Here is a 26,920-nt window from a genome sequence, read left to right on the forward strand (position 1 = left end):
TGTAGGTTTGAAAACTATACAAACATTTTCTGCAGGTAGGCCTGCTTCTTTTTCTTCAGAAGGCTTACCTTATGTTCTGCAGCTGCGATAAGGGAGTCAAGCGAATTAAGTAAAGAGCTGATTGCTACTTGCTCTGTTTTTTCTGGATATGATACTTTTAGAGTCTGGAATTCACTAAAACTAATTGTTTTACCGTCCCGGATGCCAAAAGTAATTGTTTTTAATGATTCAATGAATCTGTGACTTTTAAATAGATGTCTCCAATAATTAGCGTCTTGTTCCTTCTGATTTATAAAGTAAAAAATCGTATAAGCAGGACTACAAATCCCAAGTTTATTAGAATATTCAAAACCTCCTTGAAAAGAGCGAAGGCTAATGATAAAGTCTCCGGGGCACACAAGCTTATAGCTTTCTAAAGAAGATAAGTCAAACTTAATATCAATATTTAGGTTATCACGATAAATTATTCCAGAATCTTGAGTTGCAGAGAGTACCGGAAGATCAGCATGGCCTCTTTGATTTCGCGAGCTAAAGAGTGTGGATGCTTTTTTGGTTTGCCATGGGGTGGTGTGTCCGGTGAATCTGAGGTGTTGGGTGAAGATGTGGTTGAGGTAGGCGTGTTTTTTCTTCTTTAGTAGGAGTACTTTACGCTCAGCCGCAGCAATAAGCGAGTCAAAACACCGAAACAAAGAACCAATACACTCCTGCTCACGAGAGGAAGGTACCTTAATTTTATTCCTTAAAAAATCCTCAGGTACTAGTTCGTTCATCATCGTTCCTTTTTTAGTTGAACGAACTAGAATATTTCGCATAACTAATTCTGAGTGTATATATTCTTTCCAGAAAAGGATATTCTGAACTTTTAACGGCCGTAGACAACTAAAGCGCGGGGACATAATACCGTCGCCAATATCGTTAAGCACGAATCTTCCATATGCAAACTCGTTATTTGTATGCCCCTCATAGGCAACATCGCCTAATCGCAGAACTTTATATGTTTTGAGCGAATTATTATCCGCACCATTCCCCTTAGGTTTAAAAGTCATGGTTGAAATTGAAATAGTTTTATTAGCCTTAAATTGATTCCCATTCCGCTCAGTATTCAATTTATAAAGTCCCCCAAGCGCTCGCTGTTCCCAAGCGTCAGTGAAACCTTTGAAACGCAATTTCGGCTGCAGCTTACCGCTTTTACCGCCCTCATTACTTTTTCCGTTCTTGTCATTTCCGCTATTTTTATCAGTTATATCAGTCATTGTCCGTCTCCGTTTCCACAAGATCCTTAGCCATATCATCAAACTCAGCCTGGAGACGCGCAATTTCAGCGTCAACCTCAGAGAGTTCACGATTGACTTCATCCAGATCAATGGGTTCTTCTTCCTCGAATGTATCAACATATCGAGGGATATTGAGATTGTAATCGTTTTCCCTTATCTCATCTATTGTCGCAACGTGCGCAAGGCGGTCAACATCTTTCCTGTCGGCATAGGTCTTAAAAATCAGATCAATATCTTCATCACGCAGATTGTTCTGATTTTTCCCTTTCTCAAAATGCTGTGAAGCATCAATGAAAAGAATATCGTTGTTTTTCTTATTCTTCGTAAATACCAGGATCGTTGTTGGGATACCAGTTGAGTAAAACAGATTCGCAGGCAAACCAATCACTGCGTCAAGCCAGTTCTTTTCAAGGATAGCCTTGCGTATAGTCCCTTCGGCCGCACCACGGAAAAGTACACCATGAGGAAGGACAATAGCCATCCGGCCAGTCGGTTTTAAGTGATATAAACTATGCTCCACAAAAGCAAAATCAGCTTTAGATTTTGGAGCAAGCTTACCGTAGTCCTTGAACCGCGGATCCTTCATTTTACTGGGCTTATTTTCCCACTGCTGAGAATAAGGCGGATTCGCCACAACAGCATCAAAGAAAAGCGGATGATCCACCCCATTAGCATCTGTACCATCCGGCCAATCGGATTCCAAAGTATCCGCATTACGCAGATTCATATACTTATACCCGACGCCATGCATCATAAGGTTCATACGCGCTAAATTATACGTGATACGATTCAGCTCTTGCCCATAGAAATGCACGCGGTCAGGATGGTTCCGCGCTCCTGGCAATTCGTTGCTTACAGTAAGAAGTAAAGACCCGGATCCCATTGTCGGATCATACGCCGAGAACTGTGTTTGCTCGTCAGTGATTGCCCGGGAATCTTCTTTCGAAGTAGCAGGATCTACATACGTCACAAGTTTTGCCAGTATCCTCGACACAGTATGAGGGGTATAGAATTCACCAGCCTTCTTACCGCTGTTTCCAGCGAATTGCGCAATAAGGTATTCGTAGACATTACCAAGAATATCCCGCCCAGATTCATCCATAAAATCGATTTCATCTATTTTCCTTATAAGCTCTGCAAGGCTTCTGGCCCGATCTGCGGTAGAATTTCCCAGGCTAGAATTCCCAAGATTGATATTATCAAATACTCCCTGGAAATCTGCGGAAGCCTTATCGTTTAATCGAGAATTAGCCTTGAACCGTTCAAGCATATTGTTGAAATCTTCCGGACGGATAGTATTCTCATTGACCTTGTGCACCAACGATTCCCACGTATAGTCCGGATCAATAGCATAACCAAGTTCCTGGGCGATCTCCTCACGCCAGTCTTCAAGGCCTTCTTCTTTAGCCTGACGCACATACGTATCATTGACTGATTCCCCTGGATTCGGCGTAAGGACACCCGCTCCTTCCAAATATCTTTCCTGGTGGTACGAAAGGTATCTGTAGAAAATGAATCCAAGAATGTAATCGCGGTACTCACTCGCATCCATCTTGCCACGCAGATTGTTGGCCATACTCCACAACTGCGAGGTTAATTGTCTCGCCTTTTCATCTTTACTTGTCATTACTCATATTCCTTTATTACCCTAATAAGTAGCTAAGCGGATCATTTAAGAAAAATGAGATACTCTGCTTCGCCAGGATTGAAGTACATTTTCTTATATGCCTTATCGTGCTACAGCTTCAGTTTAATCAGTATGAAATACTTTTCCAGCTTCCCCGTGCCATGCGCATGATTAAAATTTCTGAGACTAATACGGTTCATATATCCTTTTCTCGGCCAGACGAAGAAACAGATCACACATAAGCTCACCATAAAGCGCGCAGGTATCGAAGAAAACTGGAAAGCTCATAATACTCTACCTCTTTTTAGCTGCGCTTATCCGTTCAAGTGGTTCTGTTTCATCATACATAACACTAGGATCCGCGTCCCTTGCCAAATCGTTAAAACGCGATATAACTTCTTTATGCTTATTAACAGCATATTTCTGCAAATCCGATAAGAGGACCCGGCGGTGGCGCCCAACCTTTTCAAACGGGATATCACCGTTCTCTAACAGATTGATTAAAGTCGGACGGGAAACACCAATCATATCCGCTGCGTCCTGAGTTGTCAGCTTTGTATCGCACGGAGCTACAAGCACCGCCCGCCCCTGTGACAGCTGATCTGCAACTTTAATAAGGACATCGGCAAGCTCAGGGGTCAGCGGGCGTATTCGGCCGTCAGGAGTCCGAATCGTGGAAACTGGGAAATCCTTTTGTCCTGCAATACCCTCGAATTCTTTATCAATACTTTTCTGCGAATTCTCAAGCACGGCTGCCAGATCACGAAGATCGCCCCGATTTGTGTCTTTAGGAAAGACAGTCGTAGATTCGCTCAGCAAAGTTTGAGACACCATAACTACCTCCGATTTCAAACCAGTATTATCATATTCGAAATATTCGAAAATTGCAATACCGGCAAGTCCGGCAAAAATACGCCATCCCATTGGAATGCTCTAAAAGTACAGCGCTATCTCATCAGCAAGCTTGCGGATCGCTTCTCTCAGATACCGTCTATAACGGATCTTAGGAAGTTGCCTGATCTCAGGATCAGTAGCATCATGCTGATAGAACCGGTCTATTGTGGCGGCTCTCAGCAAATCTGACAGATACTCGCCATCGTTGATATCGTCTCGGTCCGGAGTATGCCTGTCGATAATCGAATTAATAATTTCCGCAGCAGAAATAACATCAACTAACCCCCACTTCTGCCTAAACTCAAGTATTTTTTCACGCCGCGTTTGGGCAACGTGCTTATGCACAATATTACCAATATCTCTCGGCTCAACAGGATAACTGACGGGGATAAGACCATCTTTAGCCGCAGAAGCAGTATTTTTCAGCTGCTCAGCATAATGCCGGTCCTCAAGTTTATCAGTTTCATGGATAAAGGTCTCATACGATTTATCAAGCGTTTCCTTGCCTTCATATGCATCATTAAAGACTTTAGCAAGAAGCTCATTAAGATAATCGTAATTGATCTTGACCTCATTGATATGCTCAACCGCAAAATCAAGGCCAGATATCAAACCTTCACCATCCTCCCTATGTATAGCTGTCCACCGTTGCAGCTCATTGTATGCCGGACCTTGCAGCCAGTTCACTTCGCGCTGTGTCACTCCCAACACATCAAAAAGCTGCTCGGGATTATCATAATCAAACTCGTCGTACTGTTTAAGTTTGGAAAGGTCCATGTTAAACTCCCGCATCACATGGATCATCTGCTGCTTTGCCGCCTCGCTCCCAGGGATCCCTGAAAAGTTATCGCTTAATTCACTCAGCTGGGAAATGACGTCTTTAGTTTTGTGGACTGCATCGCTGAATGGTGGCGCAACGACATTACCCAAATCATCTTTCTCACCCAAATGACACTGTATAGCTGCGGAATCTCGGTTTGCGTACACCCTCAAGGCTTTATCCATAAGATTTTTTGAAGTCTGCGGATATCGGAAGTTGACTATCTTCCCGAATGGCTTATCCTGATTATTCTCGATCCTGTTAGTGCGGGAATATGCCTGGATAAGGCTTGCTCCGGAAAGGATACGGTCTACATACAACGTATTGACCATAGGGGCATCGAATCCTGTAAGGAGCTGGTCAATAACGATTACTATATCAAGTTTTTCTCCCTGTGCGGAACCTTTGATCCGTTCCGTCACATCCTCAAAATACTCTTCGATCGTTTCATCCGTAAAACTTGTCTGGAATGCCGCATTATAAACCTCCATTGCCCGGCGAAGGCCTTTGTTCTTCATCAGCTGGCCATCGGAATTATCTGATGCCCACGAAAAAGTAACAGCAATATTGAGAGGTCTCTTACCTTCCTCCGCAAGCTCTCGGTTTGCCCTCTGGAATTCATCAAAATACATAAGTGCCATGGGGGCTGACGCCTTCCCTCCCCCAACATGTGTAGTCAGGATCGCACTGTACTTGCCGTCTTTTGAACGGTTTCGCCATAATGAAACGATATTATCAACTACAGCTTTAACATGTTCAGGATTATCATCGTATACACCGGAGTCAATAAGATCATCCACCTCTTCAGGCGGTATTTTAGCGATATACCCTGTGATCTCGTCATCATTCCACTTCGGATACTTCCCCTTCAGCAGTTCAGGCAATAATTTCTCATTAATAACATCGCTGCTCAGCGTATTCTCAAAATCTACCTTGAAACCAAGCACGTTGTGATCAGATATTGCTTCCCGGATAGTGTAGGCGTGCAGTAAATCACCGAAAGCCTTATACGTTAAGTCATTATCGAAAGCTGGGGTTCCCGTATACCCGACCCATGCGGATTTAGAGAATTTATCCTTGATCCGCCCGAACATATCCCCGTTAGTAGAACGATGCGCCTCGTCAACAATAAACACAATATTCTGATCCGGAGCGGTAAAACTGTCCTGCTTGGACAATTGCGCCAACTTCTGGATTGAAGTCACGATAATTGAATTACGGCCTTTTCTACTTTTGAGCTTGCTCGCAAGCACGCTCGTATTTTGCGTATCAGTAACGATACCGCCATTATTATTACTATCTGTGTCTGGATCGTACGCACTATAATTTGCGTAGGTCTGGCGTGTCAAGGCAACACGGTCCACAACAAAAACAACCTTATCCACATTAGGCAGCCGGGATGCAAGCCATGCGGTCTTAAAACTGCTGATAGTCTTGCCTGACCCTGTTGTGTGCCAGATATATCCTATATTCTGGCTTCCTCCGTTACCAAAAATATGCCTGCTGAGTTTTTCAAGCACACGTCTGGTGGCATACACCTGGTAAGGTCGCATAACTATGAGTTTTTTATGATCAATAGATCCGTCAAGAATCATAAAATTCGTGGACATCTGATGTGCCATGGGGATAGAAAGGACCAGATCACAAAACTCGCGCCAGTCCCATACAGGCTTACTGTCAGCTTCCCGCTGCCAGCGAAAAGCAAAATCTGTACTGAACGAACCTGAGTCAGCATTCGCCATATATTTCGCTTCATAAGGGGTAATGCCCACAAATATCTGCGTTGTAGCATAGATTCCTCCAAACAGCCCTTCATCAACATACTGATGTATCTGGTTTAAGGCCTCGTTGGCTTCATGGAGAAAAGCTTTTTCTTCAATATGGATAATGGGGAGGCCATTAATAAGAAGCGTTGTATCGAATCGACGGTCAAGATGCCCTGCTTTAACATGATCTCGTTTTACCTGGTTGACAATTTGATACGTTGTATTCCCAGAACCGATCTGATCCTGATCGAATACAGTAAGATATATGTGGTTATCGCTTGTCCGAGGAGTTTCACCCTTTTCAGGATCGCGCTTAACCTCAACCTGCGTCACGCCATTCATACCGTAAAGCCAATGACCGGCATCATATGGAGATTTAAGATCTGTTATTACCCGCTTGACCTGATCAAATTCGCTGTCGGTAAGCGGGGTGCCTTTAAGCACTTCCGAATTATTGCGTTCAAGAATTGTCCTAAAATTTTCCCAAAGTTTTTCTTCTGTTTTGATTTCCGGTTTATACTGCCACTGTTTCTTCCCGCCAATCATTTCAAGATGATTGATCAATTCATTTTCAAATTCTATTTCGCTCTCCACCTGGGTCTGCCTTTCCCAATACTTCTATGAGTTTTATTGTAGCCACCGCTATTTGTACTCAGTAATCATACTCAGCATCAGCAGGCAGCTACTACTGATTGTGCTCTTAACGGCGGATAAAGGGGATCATCCGTGTTTAGCCGGACAGATCATTCCAGATAGGTCATTATGATTCCTACAATTATTTTATCTATAAGAGAGGCCTGGGGGCTGCCTTCCCTGGTTAGATCTACCACCCCCGTATCACCCTGCTACATCACCCCCCTGCTGAACCACCCTATTAAATCCGCCCCAGATATCCGAGCCACACTTAAACGGGATACGGTCAAGCGAGTTGAGCTCAAAAGGCTGATTCTAAAGGGATTGTGCTCAGATAAGCAGTTAAAAACCCTTCAATTGACAGCAGCTGATATTGATATTTACCGCTACAGTCACTCCGTTTTGTTAGGTTTGACCATAATAGGCTGAGCAGAGTAGCTTAACAGCCAACCGACAATGCAGCTGCTAAAGGAGGAAATATGGATACAGAAGGCTTTGCACAGGCGGCAAGGGACCGGCACCTGGTCCGCAAATACACAGATGCCGCACTGCCTGATGACATTATCAGCAAACTGAGCGCCCGGGCAGATGCGAATAACGCGGCATATAGCCTGGCTATCAAGCTGATGGCCAATGACGGGCATGGGATCCCCGCTGTCGTCAAGATCTTCCGTGCACAAGGGGTGAAAAACTACTTTATCCTTGCCGGCGATGACGCGCCCGACCTCGGCGAGCGCCTGGGGTACTCCGCTGCTGATCTTATGCTGTATGCACAGACTTTGGGGCTGAATTCCTGGTACATAGGCGCCACGTACAATCACGGTGTATCGCGGTATGTTAATGGGAAGAAGGCCATCGGCATAGTCGTCGTGGGCTACGGGCAGACAGCAGGAGTCCCGCATAAGTCCAAGAGCGCATCCGAGATCTCGAAGTACGAAGGCTCTGCGAGTGGTAAAGGCAGCCAGACCGCTGCGCCGGAATGGTTCACGAAAGGCGTTGAGATGGCGCTGCTCGCACCGACTGCACTTAACAGGCAGGATTTCTTCATCACAGGGGAAGGCAATACGGTACATATCAAGGCTGCCAACACCCCCTATTCGGGCGCGAACCTGGGCCTGGTCAGGTATCATTTCGAGCTGGGCGCCGGAAAAGGCAATTTCGAGTGGGCATAGCTAAAAACCAGGCCCGCCCGGGCGCATAAACGCAACGGTCGGGATCAGGCGAAATAGCCGGAGCTTGGCAATACAACAATAAATATGTAAAACAGCTAAAAGCCAGACTGAGAGGCCTCTCCGAACTGGCGGCAATCTTAGTAGTGGTCTTTAACAGATAGGATACATAATCTGTGATCCACTATCATGTAGATAATACGGTTGGCGAAATCGATCCGGCGAGACCACGTCCCCTGCAGATCGCCTCTCAAAGGTTCCGGCTTGCCAATCCCGCCAAAAGGCTGTCTTACTATATCTTTGACAAGCATATTAATGCGTTTTACGGTTTTCTTATCCTGCGTTTGCCAGTACAGATAGTCCTGCCATGCATCTTCAGTCCACTCAATATTCACAACGCACACTCACGCTGCTGCACTTGCTATGGACCACCCTATTCACCCATCAAACTATGGTGTTCGGTTTTCCCTTGGCGTACACTGTCCAAACCACGGGAAATCTTAGAATACAAGTACTTGTTTTGATAAATGCGCAAAGTTTCCATCAATGAGTCATAATCATCTGCCCCCATAACGATTATATTCTCATCCGGATCCTGATTAGTCACTAAAATCGTATCAGCATCATCGTTAACTTTGCGCATATACGATTTTAACTCTTTCCGAAAATTGCTGTAAGCCACTGCCTGGACCATAAAATGCTATCCTTTCTTTTTTGTACCGGATATTGTACAATATATATTGTCCGAAAGCAACCCGGATCAAGATTTATGCTGTTTTATGCTGTTTCATGGTGCCGGGCAGTTTACCGCGTACTGCTGCGGACGATAACCGAGGAAGGCGTGGTGAGGAGCTTCGGTTCAGCGGCATCACCCTGGATGCGTCCCAGAATGCAGCCAACCGCCGTGGGGGCGGTCCAGTCAAGGCGTGAATCCATTGTAGTGAGAGGGATCTGAAGGTATGCCGATTCCTCGATGTTGTCAAAACCGATCACCTGGACGTCATCAGGGACGCGCAGACCAGAAGCGCGCAAAACAGACAGCGCGCCGATAGCCAGCTGGTCATTCAGCGCAACAATACTGATGTGGTTTGGTTTTTGTTTTTAGTGAATTCTTGCTTTATGTGGGTGAAAGGATATATGAGGACCATGAGTCACGGAATATGGTATTTCTGAAGAGTTCAAGGTACGTGTGGTAGAGTTTCTTGAAGAGGCAGGCCATAACGCCGGGTCTGAGTCAGAAGCAGTAAAGATAGTAGCCTCTTGGTTAGCAATAGTTCAGGAGACACTACGCCGGTGGAGTAAAAGCCAGGACGGGCTTGCTGTACCGTCTGTGTCTGCCCGGCAAGCCCAGGACGAGGTTAAAAGGCTTGCGTAGACAGAATCGAGAGTTGAAGCGTGCGAATGAGATTGTGCAGACGGCGTCAGCTTTTCTGCGTTCTCTAGGCTCGACCAGAACGGGCGTTAAAAATACAGTTCATAGACGCGTACGCGTCACGGTTTGGTATCGAGCCTATCTGCACAGTATTATCTGCGAGTCTTCCTGGTGGGTTTATCACTGCCCGCGCTTACTATCAAGCCAAGAAGCGTAGCGTGTCACTGATGCGAGGACGCCATGAAGCGCGTGCACGAGATATTTGAGAGATGTGATGCTGATGAGTATATGCGCGCTTGAGGGGCACACGGACAGTATTTCATGAACTAGTCAACCAGGGGTGGATAGTGGGTACAGACCAGGTAGCTCGCGTGATGCGCGACCTTGGTATCCAGGGTGTGCGTGGGGGTAAACACCCTATCACCCACGACAAGTGTGAAAGGAACAGGAGGCAGGCCTGATCTTGTGAACCGTGATTTCACGGCGTATGCACCTCACCGGCTGCACGTGACGGAAATTCACGTATGTCAGACTCACATCTGGGGTTTTCGCGTATAGACGTGTTTGTTACACACGTGTTGTCTCGTCGTATTATGATAATACCATGACAGAAAGTGTTCATAGCGCGTATAAAGCCGAGCTTATCCGTATACACAGCCCGTTCCAGACAGTAAAAGCATTGGAACAAGCAACACTACAATGGGTTTCATGGCCGAATACGAAACGCTTGCACAAGGCACTGGGATATAAAACACCAGCCCAAGTCAAGCAAGAATCCTACCAAAAACAAAAAACAAGTAAACTAACAATAACAGCATGAACAAAAAACAATCCATATCAATGTATTGTTTTTGTTAAACAAGAAAGAATGAGGTAACGATATGAATAAAACAGAATTACTGTTACAAAGACTAGATGAGATTGGTCAGTCTCTAAAAGATTCGAACCAAGCACTAGCTTTGCTGGCACTTGGTTCTTGCGGAACAGAAAGAGAACGATTGGATCAGTACTCAGATTTAGACTTCTTTGTTATTGTAAAAGATGGCTACAAGCAGACCTATATCCAAGACCTAACCTGGTTAAGTAAGCTAGAACCAATTGCATTTCACTACCAAAATACAGTGGACGGACATAAAGTTCTATTTGAAGATGATGTTTTTTGTGAATTTGCTGTCTTTGAAGCTCATGAACTAGTAAACATTCCCTTCTCTGAAGGCAAGATTATCTGGAAGGAGGTCGGTTTTGATGAAACAATCTGTCAGCCACAAAGACTGCCATCAAAAGAAAATAGAGACCGTGAATGGCTGTTGGGAGAAATTTCATGTAATCTATATTTAGGGCTAGGTCGCTATCAGCGAGGCGAAAAATTAGCTGCTTATGATTTGATCCAAAACAGATCCGTCAAGCTTTGGACTGAACTAATCAGTTTGGAAACAACTTCTAAATCTAATTTTATAGATATCTTTAATACCAACAGACGATTTGAAGAAGGTTATCCAAAGGAAGCCAAGCAATTGCCTCACTTTTTGCAAGGTTACGAACGCATTTCTGAGTCTGCTCAAGCGCTCCTAGAATATCTGGATAAACACTATTCTCTTAACCCATTTATAAAAGAAAAAATTCGTAATTTATTATAAAAAAGACGAAACCGGCAGGTACAGAAAGGGAAGTGCGAGCTAATTCATCGCAAAAACGCAGGATCCGCCCTGCAAAAGCCTTGTACGATATCTTAGGTTCCGTCATTTTCTATATTGTACCGCGCAAACACATAGGCAATACCGCTAAACAAGAGCGGCTTGCTGCTCGTTAGGAGCCCTAAGGCAGGGCAATATCCCGCTGCCGGCAGTACTCCACAAGCGACTGAGGATACACCATACGCGCGGTAGCCTGCAGCTCGGCAATACTGCGGGCTCCCAAGAGGGTAAAGATACGGGAAATATGGGAATTCCAGACTTCAATAAACTGTGTAAGCCGGGCCACAGCATCATCGCTGACTGATATTCCGATTCCGCTATCCCCGCTGGAACCGGAGAGCGTACCGCCACCTTGTACCGTACTCAGGAAAGCCCCCGACAGCCCAACCGTCTGAGCGCCTAAAGCCAGGTACTTCACTGCGTCAAGCGGATTCCGCACACCGCCGGAAGCAATAATATCCATACCGTCAACGCTCCGTGCCTCTACAAGCGAGCGCAATGCGGATATCCCCCATCCCTGAAGGTATGAGAAACCCTGACCGAAACAGTAAGTACCTGCGCAGCCGCTATCATCTGTATTTTCACAACTTTTACCGGCTGCATCCGCAAGGCTTCCTTTTGCCGCCTCACGGATACGGGCATCCTCTATCCTGATAAAATTAGTCCCGCCCTTGCCTGCGACATCAACGTACCGGACGCCCGCTTCATGCAGGGCAGCAACAGTTTCCCTGCCCATACCGAAACCGACTTCCTTAACGATCACAGGGACGGGGACCTTTCGCTCGTCCATTGCCGCCGTGATCTCACGGATATTGCCCAGCCAGCCCCGGAAATCGCGCGACCCCTCGGGCATCACTATCTCCTGCGCAGCGTTCACATGTATTTGCAGCGCCTGTGCGCCAACAGCATCTACAACAAGCTGGGCTGACTCAGCTGTATGCTCAGCACCCAGATTAGCAATAAACTTTGCCCGGGGATTCGCCTCGCGCAGTTCACTATAGTAATCGCGGACTTCAGGCTTCTTGACCAGGATGCTCATTGACCCCAGTGCCATAGCTATCCCTGTCCTGGAAGCAGCCTGAGCCAGTGCCATATTGATTTTATTCGTTGCCTCCGTACCGCCGGTCATGGCATTGATAAAAAACGGGGACGGCTGTGCAATGCCGGCAACACAGGTATTGATGTCAACCTCGTCAATAGATGTTTCAGGAAGCGCGCGATGGATGAATTCGCATCCATCAAGTTCCCTGTAGACTTCCTTCTGGTACCCGGCAGGGTATTCCCGCGCAAATTTCTGTGCAAGGCGGATATGGTCATCTTTACGGCTTGAGATAGTTGCCCGGTCATCCACGATACCGCCCGCCTCAGTATCAGCCTCTTCAAGATCATCCATTGCCATAAAGCCTTTCGCCTTCCTGCCCATGCTATCCGCACGCCATTACATGTATTGCCGCTGCACCTATTGTACACATACAACAGCAATACCCATGAAGCTGGAGGGTCTCAGGTGGCTGCAAATATCAGCAGCCCCTTGCTACCCGTCCACACACTATCTGTTGTGATACCTACTGAACCGCTTAACAGCAAACCCCAGTACAGCAAAAACGGCAAGAAGGGCTGAGGTTTGGATAACAGCAATTGCCCCGGTACCTGTACGCGAAAGGCTGTCCCGCCCCATGCTGTCCCTGCCTTCAGCTGCCCACGCCCGGGCACATTGTTTTTCAGCCTTACGGTATCTGCGTTCCATAGTCTTATACGTTGATTCAGCAAGAGTTGGCAGATAAGATTAGTGCCCGACAAGAGACCGTTCTCCACTTGGAGAATAATCGATATAACCCATCGATTAAAATAGTACTCAAAATCGTTCGTGTCCTTGACATGCCCGTTGAAGATATTTTTCGCTTAAATGAGGAGGTATCATCGTGAGAGATTTTATTAAACTAGAAGAGTTTGGTACAAAGGCTCAAAGTATTGCACCGATTGGCATTGTCATGTCATTCTTTACCTTAATTTATGCCATCTGGTTTGGTTTTGCTTGGGGATTAGCTGGCTGGCTGATATTTATCATGCTTGCGATATTCTGCATGTTCATTGTCAAAATGAGCATAGACAATATTCAGCATTCTAAAAAGTTTCATGCTGTCTCAACAGATGATTCACGAGCGATAGAGAAAAAGATGAAGATACTTTCAATTATCAGTTATTCTAGTCTATGGTTGGCTGTCATCATTTTGGCACTACTAGGCAAGGTAAAATTCATAATGCCAATCGTCACTTTGATTATCGGTATTCATTTTCTTCCTCAGGCAAGTATTATGAGTCGAAAAATTGACTATTTTATCGCACCGATTCCCATTACCTTTGCTTTTATCTCTATTTGGCTGGCTTTCACCTCAGACTTAAACTGGCAAACTCTTTACGCCATTTCAGGTATTGGTGGTTCAATTGCAACAATCAGCTATGCTGTCTATATGATTGTTAGTTATAAGAAATTGGTTCAAAAATATCAAGTAGACTATTAAACGTTTGTACCATTTTTTCAAACCCCAATGATCACCCACCATTACACTCGTTAAAACAGACAGTTTATCCACTAAACGAGGAGGTATAAGTGGTGAAAACTTAAATCTGTATTTACTGTGGTGCTGATCAATTTATTGTTAAGCAACAATTAAAAAGCTACGCAGGTTTAGTAAAAGAAGAGGCAAAATTCATTTCAGGAGGCATTGCTCTCTACCACGAAATCTGCAAAAACTATGGCACAGTCCATAGAAGTTTTATGAAAGATGTTAAGAAGTTGTAAGTGACTTGTTTCACATCGTGATTGTTCCTGCACTCAAAAAAATCTATGAACTCAACGTTTTTGCCCATCATAAAACCTGCTAAATTAGCTCATTGATTTTCAGTATCTGTTATTTTAAAACAAAAGAATATTCAGGAGTTATTCTCTACTAATAACTTACCAAGAATCGAAACCAACTCATAAATGAAGAAGATCAAGTAATGAAGCCAACCAGCAAATGATATTTGTTCATAAGCTATTTGAGGGTGCAATCACAAATGAACTTAGACAGGATAACCCTTGTAATGGCTTACGTCGCTTACCGCAACAACATAAGGAAATGTCATATTACACATCTGAGCAGTTCAAGCAATTTGATGCACCGTTTACTAGGGAAGAATATCAATATCAGCTACCGTACCGTCTACTCATGTACACAGGTTTAAGGAATGGCAAGGGAAGAGATTATATTTTCTTTACACTGATGAAGCGTTTAGGGTATAGCTCCATAAATACTACAATAAATGTGCACTCTCACTTATTTCCAACCCAACAAAAGAAATTGCTGATGCCTTTGATAATTTTTAACAATAAGGTAAATTAAAGCAATAAAAATTTACACATAGGAGCTAACCCCTTGCTACAAAAGGAACCGTAAAAAATCTTATGATAAATTATGCACATACCATATGCGAGGATATCAATTCTACTCCTCTCGCCAGCCTCCCCACATTTTTTGATGTACATATGCCCGCTCAAATCTATATTTATTAAGAGGGACCTGCAGCACCACAAAATACACAACCTCGCAGGATCTCGTGGCCCTATAGGCTACGCAAACCGAAAAGTCCAGCGGGCTGGGAGCTTCCTGCAGTACGGGGAAGGCAGATCCCGGCAGTACTTACTGCACGTTTCCCCTGTCCTGATCAGCCGCGCATCACAGTAAAATCAGCAGGGGTTATCTCTGCAGCTTCCCAGCTTTCCTGCACGTCCTCAATAATATCCCGTGTAAGATCTGCCCCCGCTGCGATACCGCAATCACCACCCCCGGCGCCCGAAACTTTGCCGGCTAAACCGTAACGTTCCGCTATATCAATAAGTTCTTTCAGGGTATCTGTCTCGATTTTTATGCTGGTTTCCTGAGTGCTGGAAAGCCCTGCGCTGCCATCACTGCTATAGTAATATTTTTCCACCGCATCTGACAGGCCATGCATCAGCTGCGAAGCATCAGAAATTGCTGCCAGGGCATGCTGTACATCGGCAGTACGGAGGCCGGTGCAGCAGCGCGCAAAAATATCTGCACACTGGGCAACACCCCTGCAGTACTTCTCAAAGTCATCGGGGCACACCCGCTTATATGACCCCACTGCCTCTACAAGCTCTGCCGAAGATGCAGGATCCCCCGTCCAGCCAATAATAAAAGTGATATTTTGTGAAATTGTCAGAGGCCGGATCTGAAGCTTCGACCACTCTGAATTGAGTACGGCTGCAACCGGAAGATTCGCGTGGTCCTCCAGCCACTGCATATCGGGCCTGACATAATAAACCGGCCTACAGTATGAGCAGCAGGCAACATCGCCGTAAGACCCGTTGTCCCCCAAAGCAAGAAGGGCCAGCGCAGCCAACTTATAGACCACTAATCCGTTCACAAATGTTTCACGTGAAACAGCGGGATACAGATCTGCATAAAACTCAAGGATACCTTTAATAACGCCAACAACAGCTGCCCCTGACGAGCCGAGGCCGTATTTCCGCCCGCTGTTTTTATCGTCAAGCTGGGAATCAACAGCAATAGTGCACGGCTGCAGAGGGATACTTTTCTCGCTGAGGTACTCCAGCGCGACACAGGCTGCAGTTCCTACTTTCGCCATATGCCCCCGGTCGGTATGGGTGCGGATACTGCTGGAGACCTCTCCGTAAAATGAAGCGCCTTGGATAAACCTGTTTAGCGGGATCCGGCATTCCTCATCGGGAAATAATGACGACGAAATAACAGCCTCGGCGGATGCGTTGGCAGATGCAGAAAGGGTGTCACTTCCGCGGGCAAAAGCCTCGCTGCCCCCGCGAACAGAAGCATCAGCCATAGCATCGTCACGGCTATCCTCCCTGCCGTAGCTGGTTACAGTACAGCCTCTTACAGTAACTGTAAGGTACCGGTCCACGGGGGCAATAATGGCAGGATACCCGTCAACTACCGCATACTCCCCAAGGATGTACAGTTTGCCGGGAACTTTTACTGTCCGGGTATGGGTCGTATAAGAGGCCGTATCTGAAACCGAGCAGGAAGTATAAGGGCCGGCACCAATAGGAGCAGTGGCGGGCACACCGCCGATCCCAGCCTTATTATTTTCCATAAAGCCGTCTCCACTCATGTGCCGGGATGCCCTCCGGCGCAGGCCCGCTCGCTGCGGGGATGACTGCTGCCTGCGGGAAAGCGCTGCGCATATCTGCAGCTACCTGGTCCATATGGCTCCTGGGGCAGAGGACAGTCACATTAGGTCCGGCATCCATTGTGAAATAACAGGGTATCCCCTGCTCACGAAGAGACCAGATATGTTCGATCACTTTCCAGCTCTCAGCAGTCATATATGTCAGAGGGGGATCGGCAGCAAACATCACAGCATGGAATTTCATTACATTGGCCTCCATAGCCTTGCCGATTTTGTCGATATCCCGCTCACGGATGCCTTCTTCGACCAGTTTAAGGTCAGCCTCGGAAGCCTCACGCCACAAGGGATAAAAAGCTGAAGTATTCATCGTATGCGCCATACCTGAACGGCTCCCTGTTTTTTTCTGTTTAGTGCTGAGCGCAATAATAACAGCACCAACATCCCACTGGGCATCATCTACCTGGACCGCATACGAATCATCATCCCCGGTACCATACCTCCACTTGACGAACCCGCCAAATATACTGCGCAATGCTGAACCGGAACCGCGCCGTGCAAAAGTAGATAACTGACAATCGCTTATGCCGTACAGGCCGTACAGGTCACGCAAAGCCCACGCAAGCGCGGCGAAAGCTGACGCTGAGCTTGCCATACCTGCCGCTGTTGGTACATGGTTATGGCTTTCTACGCGCACAGTCCTGGTATATAAACTGGTGCAATCCCTACCGGATACTTCACTGCCAGTAGTGCTGCCCGCTTTACCATGCTTGCTCATGTATTGCCGGAACAGGCCAATAAATGCGCGGACACGTTCAAGCGGGGTGCCTCCCTGCTCAGCACCGTCAAGGATAAACTGGTCTTCAGTGCCGTCAATAAAAGAAACCGCCGTGTCTGTATATAACGGATCAAGCGTCAGCGACAGGCTTTCGCTTGTAGGAAGGATAAGCGAAGTATCGCGCTTGCCCCAGTACTTGATAAGCGCAATATTGGCATGGGCGCGCGCAGCAGCAAAATCTGTCATTTCAGCCCCGATCACTTTTCCGTTGATACACTCTTATTCTACCCTCTCCTGTTTTACCGTTACTGCCCGCCCCGCATCCGTACCCGGGTCTGTGTGCAGAGGGAGACGCCATGTATTCACTGCCCCTGCAGCCTTTAATGCTGATTCTACAGATTTTATGGCTGCAGGAGCACCGCTGCGAAGGTCATCGGCGACCAGAGCAATCATGCAGCCTCCACGGCCGCCGCCGGTCAGCTTTGCCCCTATTGCGCCGGCTTTACGGGCAGCGGCTACAAGTGTATCCAGTTTCCTGTCTGACACCGTAAGGCTTGTAAGGATCTCATGCGCCTCATCCATAATGAATCCCAGGCTGGCAGTATCACCTTTGCGCAATGCCTGCAGACACGCATAAGCCAGCTCGCCCAGCCTGTCTATCTGCTGTGCTGCCTCGCGTGCCTTCCCCCGTTCCCTGCTGTACAGCATAGACCGGACCGCCGCGACAGCTTCCCGTGTACCGCCTTTCACACCTGAATCTGCGACAATAAGCGTGCCCGGGCACTCGCAGTCAAAGGCCTCCGCCGTTTCCCCTCTCTCAAACCATACTGCCTGATTGCTTGCGGTTGCAATAGTATCAAGGCCTGAAGCATTTTCATGAGCTATATTTTCGCTGATCTGCGCGTAGTCGAAAACTTCCTGGCTGCCAAGGACCACACCCGCATAATCTGCTACTGCGCGGATAACGGCAATAGCCACCGCCGCAGAGGACCCCATCCCCCGTTCGCGCGGGATCGAAGAAATGATCTTTATATCAAACCCCCCGCATCCCTGCGGGACGCACAGGCTGTTAAACAGCGTCGTCACGAGTTTCTGGAGGTTGCCCAAGTTTCCGGGCGCATCCACAAGACTGCCTGTAAAATACTCGCAGTCAACGGCGAACCTGGGATCATCAGCAGACGAACCATTTCCGCTTACTTCGGCACGGATCTCAGTACTCATCAGAGGCAGCGCAATAGCCGGCTTGAAATGTACAACGGAATGCTCCCCTATAAGGATGATCTTTCCGTGCGCGGTACCACTGTGCTTTGTTTCCTTGCCCATACCCGACTTTCATATACAACAAATATCACTCATGATCCACCCTACACCGCATTACCCTTTCCTGCCCATTTCCGCTTATACCTCTGCAGAATCTGCGCCTGAATTAATTTTGGCGATCCCTCGCAAAATTGCGTATTGTGGTGTACTATAGAAGTATAAACGTATCTAGGATAAGCCCATTGAGTTCCGGTTGAACTCTGGGCTATACGCGGGAGTGTAGGCAGATAGTAAAAGCTCTCGCGGTGGGGGCGGGTTCCTCTATTCCCCTTGATCCCCGCCCCCATTTTTATGCCTTCCCTGCATCGCTGTCAAAGACAGTGCTAAGCTATGGGGTAATGGAGGGCACAGTTTATGACTGGCATTAATAATACAGATAATACGAATAATACGAACTCTTCGTCAAGTGCCGACGCCTCTTGGGTATCCGACAGCCCCTCGGCAGCTGCAGCTGATGCAGGGCGTCCGCGTTTGAGATGGTGGCATGTGGCCATTATTGTTGTGTCTGTTCTAGCAGTCACTGGTATTGGAGGTTTTATCATGATCCGTAACAAACTTCAGCAGCAGGAGCAGGATGCATTCCAGCAGGAGATGGTAAACATCGTGCATTCTTCTGAATGTAGAAAACTGATTGAGGACGGTTTAAAAACGTTTGACCCCGATGCATTAACTGACAAAGGTGTTATTAAAACGTATAAGATTGATGAGTCGTCAATCAAGCATAATCCTATGGGAGGGATTGAATTTCGCGTTGTAATTAACGGCAATGAGAAACTAACAACCAGCTATAGCGTAAATAAACCATCTTTTACTTTCGATGAGGAGCACCCGGATGGAAAACTTACAGATGAGGGTGGTGTCACAAGTAAAGAGCTCGTCACTCTGCTAGAAAAACGATATGGAAAAGGGTACCTAGAAAGATAAGAACGTAATTTAATTTTTTTATTGCACTATTGAAGGGATATATGTTATGGAAACACAGGAATTCACTGACTATCAACGTAAACAAATCGCTGATAAAGGCTATGCTTCTGATATTTGGAAGAAGGGGAATCTAGTCAAAATTGACAATCGCAAGACTTATGTAGGCACAGTCGCCAAGGTTGTCCGCGGACGCGACGATGTCAAGGGCGATGACCCTAATGGCCTGGATGCTGTTGCCATCAAAGATGAGAAAACGAAGACTATCCGAATAATTTTTCAGGGCTCGAAGGGCCGGAAGGACTGGAGAGATAATGATATATTGTTAGTTCTCAAAGCTGCTGCAAAAATTAAAGGCCCTACAGGCCAGTTGAGAGCTGCTGCCGGTTTTACAAAAAAGGTATTTGACGAGAATAAAGGATACAGCATAGAGATTTACGGCCATTCCTTAGGGTCTATGGATGGGCAGTATGCCATAGCCTCTTTGGATGCAGAACAGACTACACGTTTAAAAGGTGCATGGCTGTACGAAGGGCCAAACATGTACCGGATATTGAACCGGGCAGAAAAAGAGCAAGTGAATATGTGCAGAAATAAAATCAATAACTATCTTGACCCCAGAGACCTTGCATCATTCGGCTACTCCACACGGCAGTATGCCGTTGGCAGCGTGTTTTGGGTCGACAGTATCAGGACAGGCGGAAAGAACACTAAAGACCGTATTGTTAATCAGCACATGTGGGGCGGATACCAGTTCACGAAAGACGGCAAACTCATACTAACTACCCTGTCAATCAAAGAAGGTGAAGAAAATATCCTGGACATGCTGAAACAGGATGCTTCCCATTGGATAAAAACACGGAAGGCACTTTCTGAAAGCCAGTCCATATATGTAGACAGCATGCAGGCTAGCGCAGTCGTCCGGGCGATTGACTCCCGAATGGATTCGCTGGAGTTCAAGGCACAGGCTCTGAAGAAAAAGGTGCTGGCCGAGATGGACCGTGAATGGGATAACGTCATAAAATCTTTGAGCGAAACCTTAGGAGGATACCTGTCGCATGATGAAATTGAGCAGGGACTGGCCTCTGCCGGGTGCACTAAAGAATCCCTTATAGGAGGGATCAGGGCAGAAATTGAAAAGCTGGAAGAGTCCATGGAACATGAGTGCCAGGAGATATATAACATCGGCAGCCAGGTGGAATCCGGCATCACCAGGCTGGTTGATGAAGATGAAGACCTTGCGCGGCAGTTCAACAATTACAATTCCGGCGGTATTGACAGCGACATTCTCTCGTGGAAGGCTAACAGGAAATAATGGATGACTTTATGCATTCCCCGATCGAGGATATTGTTGACTACAGGGCCTGTCCGGATTGTTCTTCGCCTGATGAACATCTGGAGCATACACTGTATGATGTGCAGAACAGTTACACACGGCTTGGAGAGCTCATATACCGCAAGAACAAGATTATTGATAAGTGGGAAGAGGGGATCCATGAGCTTGCCCTACGATACCCTGAATCAGCTTCTGATATCAAAGCACGGGCAATTCCCCGTCTACAGTGGCTGCGTGATGAAAATCTGAGGGAGACGGCGCTTGCAGAAAGGCAGCGGGACGAGATTATCACTGAGATAAGGAAAATGGAGGAGCATATCGAGGAAGAGAAAAAATACAGCCGTGAGGATCGGCAATAAAAAGTTAACACTGTAATAAACTGAATCAACCTGATAGGATAGTAAAACATAAAGGATCACTATGAGTATAAGTATGACACAGGGGACATCTGCTGTTGAAGGGAATACTCAAAGTTACGCTAAAGGAATCCAGTACGGTATGGTGAGCGATATCGGCCCATCAGTTTCAGAATCCGCTATGAAGAAATATCTTACTGAATACCGGAATGGGATAAAGAGCCTCCTTAACAGTGCAGCGGCTGATTCCACATCATATGTGAACAGCATGGAAAACAGCCTCAAAGGGGCATTCAGCAAAGCAGCCCAGGAGGACTACACACGGCGGATATCAGGCCTTCGGGCGCTTGGCAGGGGCATACCTTCCGCGGGTAAAATAAACAGTACCGTTAGCTGAGGCCTATCCCCCTCAGGCGGTGGACCGTAAGGGATTCAATTTCCATTGTCCCGCGTTCTGCCAGCAGGATGGATTTCCCCGGACCTTCCACAGGATAGCTGAAGGAACTCATTACCTGTTCCCCGTTATTGATATAGGCTTCAACACAGCCCCGATCAATAAAGATCCGCAGGGCAACTCTCCCGCTGGAAAGGCTTTCGCTGCTCAGCGGAGCCGCACGGTATCCCCGTCCGCCTTCAGCGGCTGCCTGCCGGTCAACCACTATTCAGCACCAGCGATACCGTAGATACCGACACCCCGGTCTCCTGTGCGATCTGCTTCATTGTTGTCATACCACTTTAATACCACAACGAGTACCGAAACAATGCGCATATAGAAGCACGCTGCATAATAACAGGATGCGCCCGTAAAATATGATGAAATCGTTATTATTCCCTGCAAATCCGTTATAACATGCGGAAAAACTGTAGACTGGAAGGGATGCGGGGTATGCACACAATTGTTCGGATCCCGGCAAAGGCAAGTATTTACAGCGGATAAGGGGAAATATGGCACGTCGATGGACACCGCAGCGGTTCATCCGGAACCGCCGGCTGCGCATTATGGTGTGTGCTTCTGTCACTGTGCTTGCAGCCATTATCGCGTTCTGCACCGTCTCGGTTAAAACCGTGAAGCTTTCCTATAACGGCAAAGTATCTACCGTGCACACTGCAGCAGTCACCGCACAAGGCATGCTCAGGGAACAGGGTATCAGGACAAAGACCCATGATTTTATTACTTCGGACAGCGGGGATATCCTGTCAAACGGATCTACGGTAACAGTACGGACTGCCTATCAGTCTACGATCACCATTGACGGCCAGGTGGTCAATTTCTGGACATACGCAACAGATGCATCACAGATACTCAGCTTTTTCAAGCAGAATGAGGAAAATGCCGTTAAAGTTTCCGTTGATATCAATAATATCTACAACACGCTGACCGGAGGCTTCACTATCAGCTCCCGCGGATCCGCGTATCTGCAGGTAGATGGGCAGAAAATCAAAATTGATGATGGGAATACGACTGCTGCAGCTGTCCTTGACGCGCACAGCATCCAGCTCGGCAAAGACGACCGTGTGAACGTGATACAGAGCAGCGGCGAAACCATCCTTCGGGTGCAGCGCGTTTCCTACACTACGTCAACGAAACAGGTCCCCCTCCCTTACGCTACACAGTACGTTGAAGACCCTTCACTGGATGAGGGGGTGCGTACAGTATCACAGGCCGGCAAGGAAGGCTCAGAAACACAGACATTCCGTAATGTCGTTGTTGACGGCGTTGTGGAAAGCTCCGTTATGGTAAAACAGACAGTTACGTCATACGCAGTCAATGAAGTTATCACCATCGGGACTAAAAAGAAGCAGGAGCCCCGGGCTGCCGCTCCAAAAACTGACGGTACCAGTAAAAATACCGGGGCACAGCCAGCCCCTTCGGCCGGGCCTTCACAGAGCCCGCAGCCTTCTTCCCCTCCATCCGGTTCCTCCGGCCCCAGCCAGCCTTCACAATCCGGTAAACCTGACAAGCCTGCTGACGGGAAAGGCCAGGACGCAGCTAAAAAAGCCGAAGCTGACAGGAAGGCTGAAGCTGCGAAAAAAGCTGAAGAACAGCGGAAGGCTGCGGAAGAAAAGCAGAAAAAGGAAGCTGTAGAGAAAGCCCGCAGAGATGCGGCCGAAGCCCAGAAAAAGCAGGCACAGCAGCAGGCAGGATCAACATGGCATGCTACGCCGGCACAGGCCCGGATCTACGGGCAGGCTGCGGCAGCACAGTATGGATGGACCGGGAATGAATGGCAGGCAGTCGCATGGCTGTTCAATAAAGAGTCCGGCTGGCGCTGGGATGCAAGTAACCGGTCTTCCGGGGCATATGGGATCCCTCAGGCGCTTCCCGGCAGCAAAATGGCAACTTCCGGTGCAGACTGGCATGATAATGCGGCAACCCAGATCAACTGGGGGCTGAACTATATCAAAAACCGCTATGGGACGCCATCAAAGGCAAAAGCTTTCCATCTGACACACAACTGGTATTAAAATGACCGAAACAGCAAGCGGGACAGCACCTGGAACAGTATCCGGGGCTTCATCCCTTTTAGGCGCTTCAGATATCCGCAGCATAGCTTCACGCGCGGGGATCTCACCTGCCAAAAAATACGGGCAGAATTTTGTTATAGATCCCGGCACGGTGAGGAAGATCACTGCCCTGGCCGGCCCCGGACCTTCAAGCACCGTTATAGAAGTAGGCCCCGGCCTCGGATCCCTTACGCTGGCACTCCTGGAAACCGGCGCAGCTGTATTCGCAGTAGAGATAGACCCTAAGCTTGCCGGGCTGCTCCCAAATACCGTGGAAACCTATATGCCGCAGGCTGCCGGCAGGCTGCACGTGATCCGGACGGACGCGCTGGAACTTGAACCGTCACAGATCAGCGCTGCTCCTGCTTCCCTTATGCTCGTTTCAAATCTCCCGTACAATGCTGCGACACCCATTATCCTCACGCTCCTTGAGCGGTTCCCCGGGCTTAGTTCTTTTGTAGTCATGGTACAGAAAGAAGTGGCTGAAAGGCTGGCAGCGCAGCCGGGCTCAAAGGTATACGGCGTCCCGTCGGTAAAACTGGCCTGGTATGGCACCGCACAATTTGCAGGAGTTATTGACCGCAATGTTTTCTGGCCGGCCCCGCATATTGATTCTGCCCTGGTGGAATTCCATCGGCACACAGATCCGCAGGCCGCGAAGCGCAGCAAAAACCATACCCTTAAAAACCGCACTTTCCTGCTTATTGACAAAGCATTCGGGCAGCGCCGGAAAACCCTGCGCTCAGCCCTGAAAGGGATCGTCGGGGATAACGCTTACAGGCAAGCCGGTATTGATGCTTCCCGCCGCGGTGAAACACTGACGATTGAAGAATTCGAGGCGCTCGCCCGGGCAGAAATATCTACAGGCACGCCATAATACACTATAACCATTCCCGGCAGGGATATGCAGACAGAACCTGTACCCTGCGGCTCCCCACATCCCTGCCTGCACATCTGTGCTTAGTGGTGATTATGATAGGTATTACAAGAAACCAGGAGGACCAATAATGCCAAGTTCCACCACCCGCGAAGAGCGCGAAGCCCGTGTACGGTATCTGCGTGACCGGCATCGGCTTGTTATCACTACAGCGGTTATCGGCATTATTGTGGCAGCACTTATTGCTGTACCGCTTGCCCTTGGCTGGATCGGCGCCCCCAAAAAGGACGATTCGGGTTCGCAGGCCAATAACTATGGGGAACGGACTGCCTGCCTGGCCAGCGATAAGGATACCGCAGTCGCGGCGAACCATATTACGCTTCGGGTCCTGAACGGCACAAAGCATGCAGGGTTTGCCACAGCTGTCGGCCAGGAATTCACAAACCGCGGATTCGTTGTACAGGGCACCGGAAACTGGAATTCCAAAACAGTCTCTAAAAAATCTATTATCTACTTTGGCAGGAATACAGTTGCTGAAGCCTACACGCTGCGGGCTGAATTCCCCAATAATGTTATCCTGCGTATGGATGACCGCAAGGATTACCTTCTGGACATAGTTATCGGGGATGATTTCCGGAACCTTGAGACCACGCAGAAGGTTACAGAAAAAACGAAGAAAAGGCTTACTTCCACAGAAGGCTGTGTTGCTCCCGACAAGCTCACCAAGGTCCCTCAAGCGCAGGAACATACTGAAGTATGGCCGGGCGACAATCAGGCTTCATAAAGCTGGCCAGCAGTTCTGATTAGGGATTGCCGGCTTTTAAGGCATCCTTTTTTAAGGGGATTACGGGGTTTAGAGTCTGCTCGTGAAGTCAGCGCTGGCTGTTCCACCAATTTTTAAGTTCCGCAGCTGCTGTCTGTTCATCCACCGGACCGTTATCAAGCCGGTACTCCAGCATATGCCTGTATGCCCTGCCCACATCAGGCCCCGGCCGGAGGCCCAGGATATCCATAATCTGGCTGCCGTTGAGATCAGGTCTGATCGCGTCAAAATCTTCTTTCTCCTTAAGCTGCTCCACGCGTTCTTCAAGCTCATCCATCGCCTGCTCAAACATCAGCGCTTTCTGCCTGTTCTGAGTAGTCGCATCAGCCCGCGTCAGACGGTTGAGCCTGTAATACAGGGTACCCGCATCTTTTACATACCGCCGTACTGCAGCATCAGACCATGGCTCATCAACATAACCGTGGAACCTGAGATGGAGCTGCACCAGCTTAGAAACATCGTCAGTGATGCGGTTGTCAAAATGCAGCTGCCTCAAGCGCTTCCGCGTCATTTTCGCGCCAACAGCATCATGATGGTGGAAGCTGACTTTCCCGCCGGCCTCAAACCTGCGAGTGCGCGGCTTCCCGATATCATGCATAAGCGCGGCAAGCCTCAGCTCAAGGTCCGGTGCCGGGACCGGGCCATTATCATCCGTTTCCAAAGCAATAGCACGCTCAAGTACTTTCATCGTATGGTCGAAGACATCTTTATGATGATGGGAAGGGTCCGTATCCATCTGCAGCGCAGGAAGCTCAGGAAGCACATAATCAGCCAGCCCCGATTCAACAAAGGCTTCAAGCCCCTTGCGGGGATGCCCGCTTAAGACCAGTTTCACCAGTTCGTCGCGTACCCGTTCTGCAGACACAATCTCAATACGCCCGGCCATGGCATTGAGCGCTTCCGCCGTATCAAGGGCAATACGGAAATCAAGCTGGGCAACGAACCGCACTGCACGCATCATACGCAGCGGATCGTCACTGAAAGACTGTTCAGGTTCAGCAGGGGTCCTTAAAAGCCTGCGTTCCAGATCATCCCGGCCATTGAAAGGGTCTTCAAATTCCATCTGCGGTACCCTGACCGCCATGGAATTCACTGTAAAATCACGCCGCGAAAGATCCCCTTCAAGCGAAGTTCCATAATTGACATCAGGCTTCCTGGATTCCGGCTCATAAACATCACTGCGATACGTAGTGACTTCAATGGATACATCTGCCCCGTCCTGCATATGCTTAAGCGCACCCAGGGTACCGAATTTGCGCCCCATATCCCAGAAACCGTCGCCCCACTGCCGCAGCAGGGGTTCGAACTCTTCAGGCTTTGCAGATGTGCAGAAATCCAGGTCATGCGCCGGACGGCCCAAAAGTATATCCCGTACAGATCCCCCCACAAGGGCAAGCTCGTACCCTGCATCTGCAAAAATATGTCCTAATTCCACGGCAGCCGGAGGGATAGCGGACATATCTATCTGTCCTGCCTCCTGAGCATGCACTCCCTGTGCTTTATGCTGCATCCCCTGTGCTGCACGCACTCTGCGGTCGTTTTCGTTATGGTCAGACACTTTGTACCTCCGGCTGCTGCCCGATGCA

At 48.0% G+C, this 26,920-nt stretch carries 27 protein-coding genes and 1 pseudogene; 13 read left to right on the top strand and 15 right to left on the bottom strand.

Going from position 1 to position 26,920, the window contains the following annotated elements; translation table 11 throughout:
• Positions 1-14: 14 nt before the first annotated feature.
• From ABKA16_RS06245 to ABKA16_RS06260, 4 genes are all read right to left on the bottom strand, one after another.
• A complete protein-coding gene (locus ABKA16_RS06245) occupies positions 15-1,253 on the bottom strand; it encodes a hypothetical protein (protein WP_380999926.1) in 1,239 nt (412 codons plus the stop codon).
• Positions 1,246-2,850, bottom strand: a complete 1,605-nt coding sequence (locus tag ABKA16_RS06250) for a type I restriction-modification system subunit M (protein ID WP_434156671.1) — start codon at positions 2,848-2,850, stop codon at positions 1,246-1,248. The genes ABKA16_RS06245 and ABKA16_RS06250 overlap by 8 nt, the downstream gene beginning before the upstream one ends.
• Before the next feature lie 345 nt (positions 2,851-3,195).
• Positions 3,196-3,825 carry a helix-turn-helix domain-containing protein gene (locus ABKA16_RS06255; RefSeq protein ID WP_380999922.1) on the bottom strand — a complete coding sequence of 210 codons (630 nt, stop codon included), beginning with the start codon at positions 3,823-3,825 and terminating at the stop codon, positions 3,196-3,198.
• A 9-nt stretch (positions 3,826-3,834) separates the two neighbouring features.
• Positions 3,835-6,975 (bottom strand): type I restriction endonuclease subunit R, encoded by a 3,141-nt coding sequence (locus tag ABKA16_RS06260; RefSeq protein ID WP_380999920.1) that lies wholly within the window; start codon positions 6,973-6,975, stop codon positions 3,835-3,837.
• Positions 6,976-7,493: 518 nt separating this feature from the next.
• On the opposite strand from ABKA16_RS06260, the gene ABKA16_RS06265 reads away from it, so the two are divergent.
• Entirely contained in the window at positions 7,494-8,186 is a 693-nt protein-coding gene (locus ABKA16_RS06265) for a nitroreductase family protein (protein WP_380999918.1), read from the top strand.
• A 137-nt stretch (positions 8,187-8,323) separates the two neighbouring features.
• On the opposite strand, the gene ABKA16_RS06270 is transcribed toward ABKA16_RS06265, so the two are convergent.
• The 3 genes and pseudogenes from ABKA16_RS06270 to ABKA16_RS06280 all read right to left on the bottom strand — a co-directional run.
• On the bottom strand, positions 8,324-8,578 hold the full coding sequence (locus tag ABKA16_RS06270) for a Txe/YoeB family addiction module toxin (protein WP_380999917.1): 255 nt from the start codon (positions 8,576-8,578) through the stop codon (positions 8,324-8,326).
• A gap of 38 nt (positions 8,579-8,616) precedes the next feature.
• Positions 8,617-8,877 (bottom strand): type II toxin-antitoxin system Phd/YefM family antitoxin, encoded by a 261-nt coding sequence (locus tag ABKA16_RS06275; RefSeq protein WP_007147905.1) that lies wholly within the window; start codon positions 8,875-8,877, stop codon positions 8,617-8,619.
• Positions 8,878-8,987: 110 nt separating this feature from the next.
• Positions 8,988-9,260 (bottom strand): annotated as a pseudogene (locus tag ABKA16_RS06280) (substrate-binding domain-containing protein); the annotation flags it as partial.
• Positions 9,261-9,902: 642 nt separating this feature from the next.
• Between ABKA16_RS06280 and ABKA16_RS06285 the strand changes: the two are divergent.
• The 3 genes from ABKA16_RS06285 to ABKA16_RS06295 all read left to right on the top strand — a co-directional run bounded on the left by ABKA16_RS06285 (position 9,903) and on the right by ABKA16_RS06295 (position 11,192).
• Positions 9,903-10,016: a hypothetical protein gene (locus tag ABKA16_RS06285; RefSeq protein ID WP_434156672.1), complete on the top strand. Its 114-nt coding sequence runs from the start codon at positions 9,903-9,905 to the stop codon at positions 10,014-10,016.
• A gap of 143 nt (positions 10,017-10,159) precedes the next feature.
• Positions 10,160-10,375, top strand: coding sequence for an integrase core domain-containing protein (locus ABKA16_RS06290; RefSeq protein WP_380999914.1), 216 nt, complete (start codon positions 10,160-10,162; stop codon positions 10,373-10,375).
• A 61-nt stretch (positions 10,376-10,436) separates the two neighbouring features.
• Positions 10,437-11,192, top strand: a complete 756-nt coding sequence (locus ABKA16_RS06295; RefSeq protein WP_380999913.1) for a hypothetical protein — start codon at positions 10,437-10,439, stop codon at positions 11,190-11,192.
• 178 nt (positions 11,193-11,370) lie between these two features.
• Here the strand turns inward: ABKA16_RS06295 and ABKA16_RS06300 are convergent, their stop codons facing one another.
• Positions 11,371-12,648 carry an isopentenyl-diphosphate delta-isomerase gene (locus tag ABKA16_RS06300; protein WP_380999912.1) on the bottom strand — a complete coding sequence of 426 codons (1,278 nt, stop codon included), beginning with the start codon at positions 12,646-12,648 and terminating at the stop codon, positions 11,371-11,373.
• A gap of 150 nt (positions 12,649-12,798) precedes the next feature.
• Positions 12,799-12,996 (bottom strand): hypothetical protein, encoded by a 198-nt coding sequence (locus ABKA16_RS06305; RefSeq protein WP_380999911.1) that lies wholly within the window; start codon positions 12,994-12,996, stop codon positions 12,799-12,801.
• Between the two features lie 68 nt (positions 12,997-13,064).
• On the opposite strand from ABKA16_RS06305, the gene ABKA16_RS06310 reads away from it, so the two are divergent.
• Both ABKA16_RS06310 and ABKA16_RS06315 read left to right on the top strand, forming a co-directional pair.
• Positions 13,065-13,175 carry a helix-turn-helix transcriptional regulator gene (locus ABKA16_RS06310; RefSeq protein WP_434156720.1) on the top strand — a complete coding sequence of 37 codons (111 nt, stop codon included), beginning with the start codon at positions 13,065-13,067 and terminating at the stop codon, positions 13,173-13,175.
• Positions 13,172-13,771 carry a hypothetical protein gene (locus ABKA16_RS06315; protein ID WP_380999907.1) on the top strand — a complete coding sequence of 200 codons (600 nt, stop codon included), beginning with the start codon at positions 13,172-13,174 and terminating at the stop codon, positions 13,769-13,771. The genes ABKA16_RS06310 and ABKA16_RS06315 overlap by 4 nt, the downstream gene beginning before the upstream one ends.
• A gap of 1,186 nt (positions 13,772-14,957) precedes the next feature.
• Here the strand turns inward: ABKA16_RS06315 and ABKA16_RS06320 are convergent.
• The 3 genes from ABKA16_RS06320 to mvk are packed head-to-tail and all read right to left on the bottom strand — an operon-like array spanning position 14,958 to position 18,519.
• The gene (locus tag ABKA16_RS06320; protein ID WP_434156674.1) at positions 14,958-16,385 is read right to left on the bottom strand and encodes a GHMP family kinase ATP-binding protein; all 1,428 of its coding nucleotides are present in this window, start codon (positions 16,383-16,385) and stop codon (positions 14,958-14,960) included.
• Positions 16,375-17,442 carry a diphosphomevalonate decarboxylase gene (gene mvaD, locus ABKA16_RS06325; protein ID WP_380999904.1) on the bottom strand — a complete coding sequence of 356 codons (1,068 nt, stop codon included), beginning with the start codon at positions 17,440-17,442 and terminating at the stop codon, positions 16,375-16,377. The genes ABKA16_RS06320 and mvaD overlap by 11 nt, the downstream gene beginning before the upstream one ends.
• 33 nt (positions 17,443-17,475) lie before the next feature.
• A complete protein-coding gene (gene mvk / locus ABKA16_RS06330; protein ID WP_380999902.1) occupies positions 17,476-18,519 on the bottom strand; it encodes a mevalonate kinase in 1,044 nt (347 codons plus the stop codon).
• 351 nt (positions 18,520-18,870) lie between these two features.
• Between mvk and ABKA16_RS06335 the strand changes: the two genes are divergently transcribed.
• From ABKA16_RS06335 to ABKA16_RS06350, 4 genes are all read left to right on the top strand, one after another.
• The gene (locus ABKA16_RS06335; RefSeq protein ID WP_380999900.1) at positions 18,871-19,440 is read left to right on the top strand and encodes a DUF1310 family protein; all 570 of its coding nucleotides are present in this window, start codon (positions 18,871-18,873) and stop codon (positions 19,438-19,440) included.
• Between the two features lie 46 nt (positions 19,441-19,486).
• Positions 19,487-20,752 carry a DUF2974 domain-containing protein gene (locus tag ABKA16_RS06340; protein ID WP_380999898.1) on the top strand — a complete coding sequence of 422 codons (1,266 nt, stop codon included), beginning with the start codon at positions 19,487-19,489 and terminating at the stop codon, positions 20,750-20,752.
• Positions 20,752-21,132, top strand: a complete 381-nt coding sequence (locus ABKA16_RS06345) for a hypothetical protein (protein WP_380999896.1) — start codon at positions 20,752-20,754, stop codon at positions 21,130-21,132. Before ABKA16_RS06340 ends, ABKA16_RS06345 begins: the two co-directional genes overlap by 1 nt.
• 61 nt (positions 21,133-21,193) lie before the next feature.
• Positions 21,194-21,526 (top strand): hypothetical protein, encoded by a 333-nt coding sequence (locus tag ABKA16_RS06350; RefSeq protein ID WP_380999895.1) that lies wholly within the window; start codon positions 21,194-21,196, stop codon positions 21,524-21,526.
• Here ABKA16_RS06350 and ABKA16_RS06355 read toward each other — a convergent pair.
• Both ABKA16_RS06355 and ABKA16_RS06360 read right to left on the bottom strand, forming a co-directional pair.
• Complete coding sequence (locus ABKA16_RS06355) at positions 21,519-21,788, bottom strand: GH32 C-terminal domain-containing protein (RefSeq protein ID WP_380999893.1); 270 nt, start codon at positions 21,786-21,788, stop codon at positions 21,519-21,521. The two genes, ABKA16_RS06350 and ABKA16_RS06355, sit on opposite strands and share 8 nt — an antisense overlap.
• The gene (locus ABKA16_RS06360; protein ID WP_394953115.1) at positions 21,781-21,858 is read right to left on the bottom strand and encodes a LacI family DNA-binding transcriptional regulator; all 78 of its coding nucleotides are present in this window, start codon (positions 21,856-21,858) and stop codon (positions 21,781-21,783) included. The genes ABKA16_RS06355 and ABKA16_RS06360 overlap by 8 nt, the downstream gene beginning before the upstream one ends.
• A 216-nt stretch (positions 21,859-22,074) precedes the next feature.
• Between ABKA16_RS06360 and ABKA16_RS06365 the strand changes: the two genes are divergently transcribed.
• The 3 genes from ABKA16_RS06365 to ABKA16_RS06375 all read left to right on the top strand — a co-directional run bounded on the left by ABKA16_RS06365 (position 22,075) and on the right by ABKA16_RS06375 (position 25,295).
• Entirely contained in the window at positions 22,075-23,595 is a 1,521-nt protein-coding gene (locus ABKA16_RS06365) for a G5 domain-containing protein (protein ID WP_380999891.1), read from the top strand.
• Position 23,596: 1 nt separating this feature from the next.
• Entirely contained in the window at positions 23,597-24,511 is a 915-nt protein-coding gene (rsmA, locus tag ABKA16_RS06370; protein WP_380999889.1) for a 16S rRNA (adenine(1518)-N(6)/adenine(1519)-N(6))-dimethyltransferase RsmA, read from the top strand.
• Positions 24,512-24,641: 130 nt separating this feature from the next.
• The gene (locus ABKA16_RS06375; protein ID WP_380999887.1) at positions 24,642-25,295 is read left to right on the top strand and encodes a LytR C-terminal domain-containing protein; all 654 of its coding nucleotides are present in this window, start codon (positions 24,642-24,644) and stop codon (positions 25,293-25,295) included.
• Between the two features lie 88 nt (positions 25,296-25,383).
• Here the strand turns inward: ABKA16_RS06375 and ABKA16_RS06380 are convergent, their stop codons facing one another.
• A complete protein-coding gene (locus tag ABKA16_RS06380; protein ID WP_381000180.1) occupies positions 25,384-26,793 on the bottom strand; it encodes a CCA tRNA nucleotidyltransferase in 1,410 nt (469 codons plus the stop codon).
• Between the last annotated feature and the right edge of the window lie 127 nt (positions 26,794-26,920).

It is taken from the genome of Scardovia wiggsiae (assembly GCF_051045985.1).
In the GTDB taxonomy this organism is placed as follows: Bacteria; Actinomycetota; Actinomycetes; order Actinomycetales; family Bifidobacteriaceae; genus Scardovia; species Scardovia wiggsiae.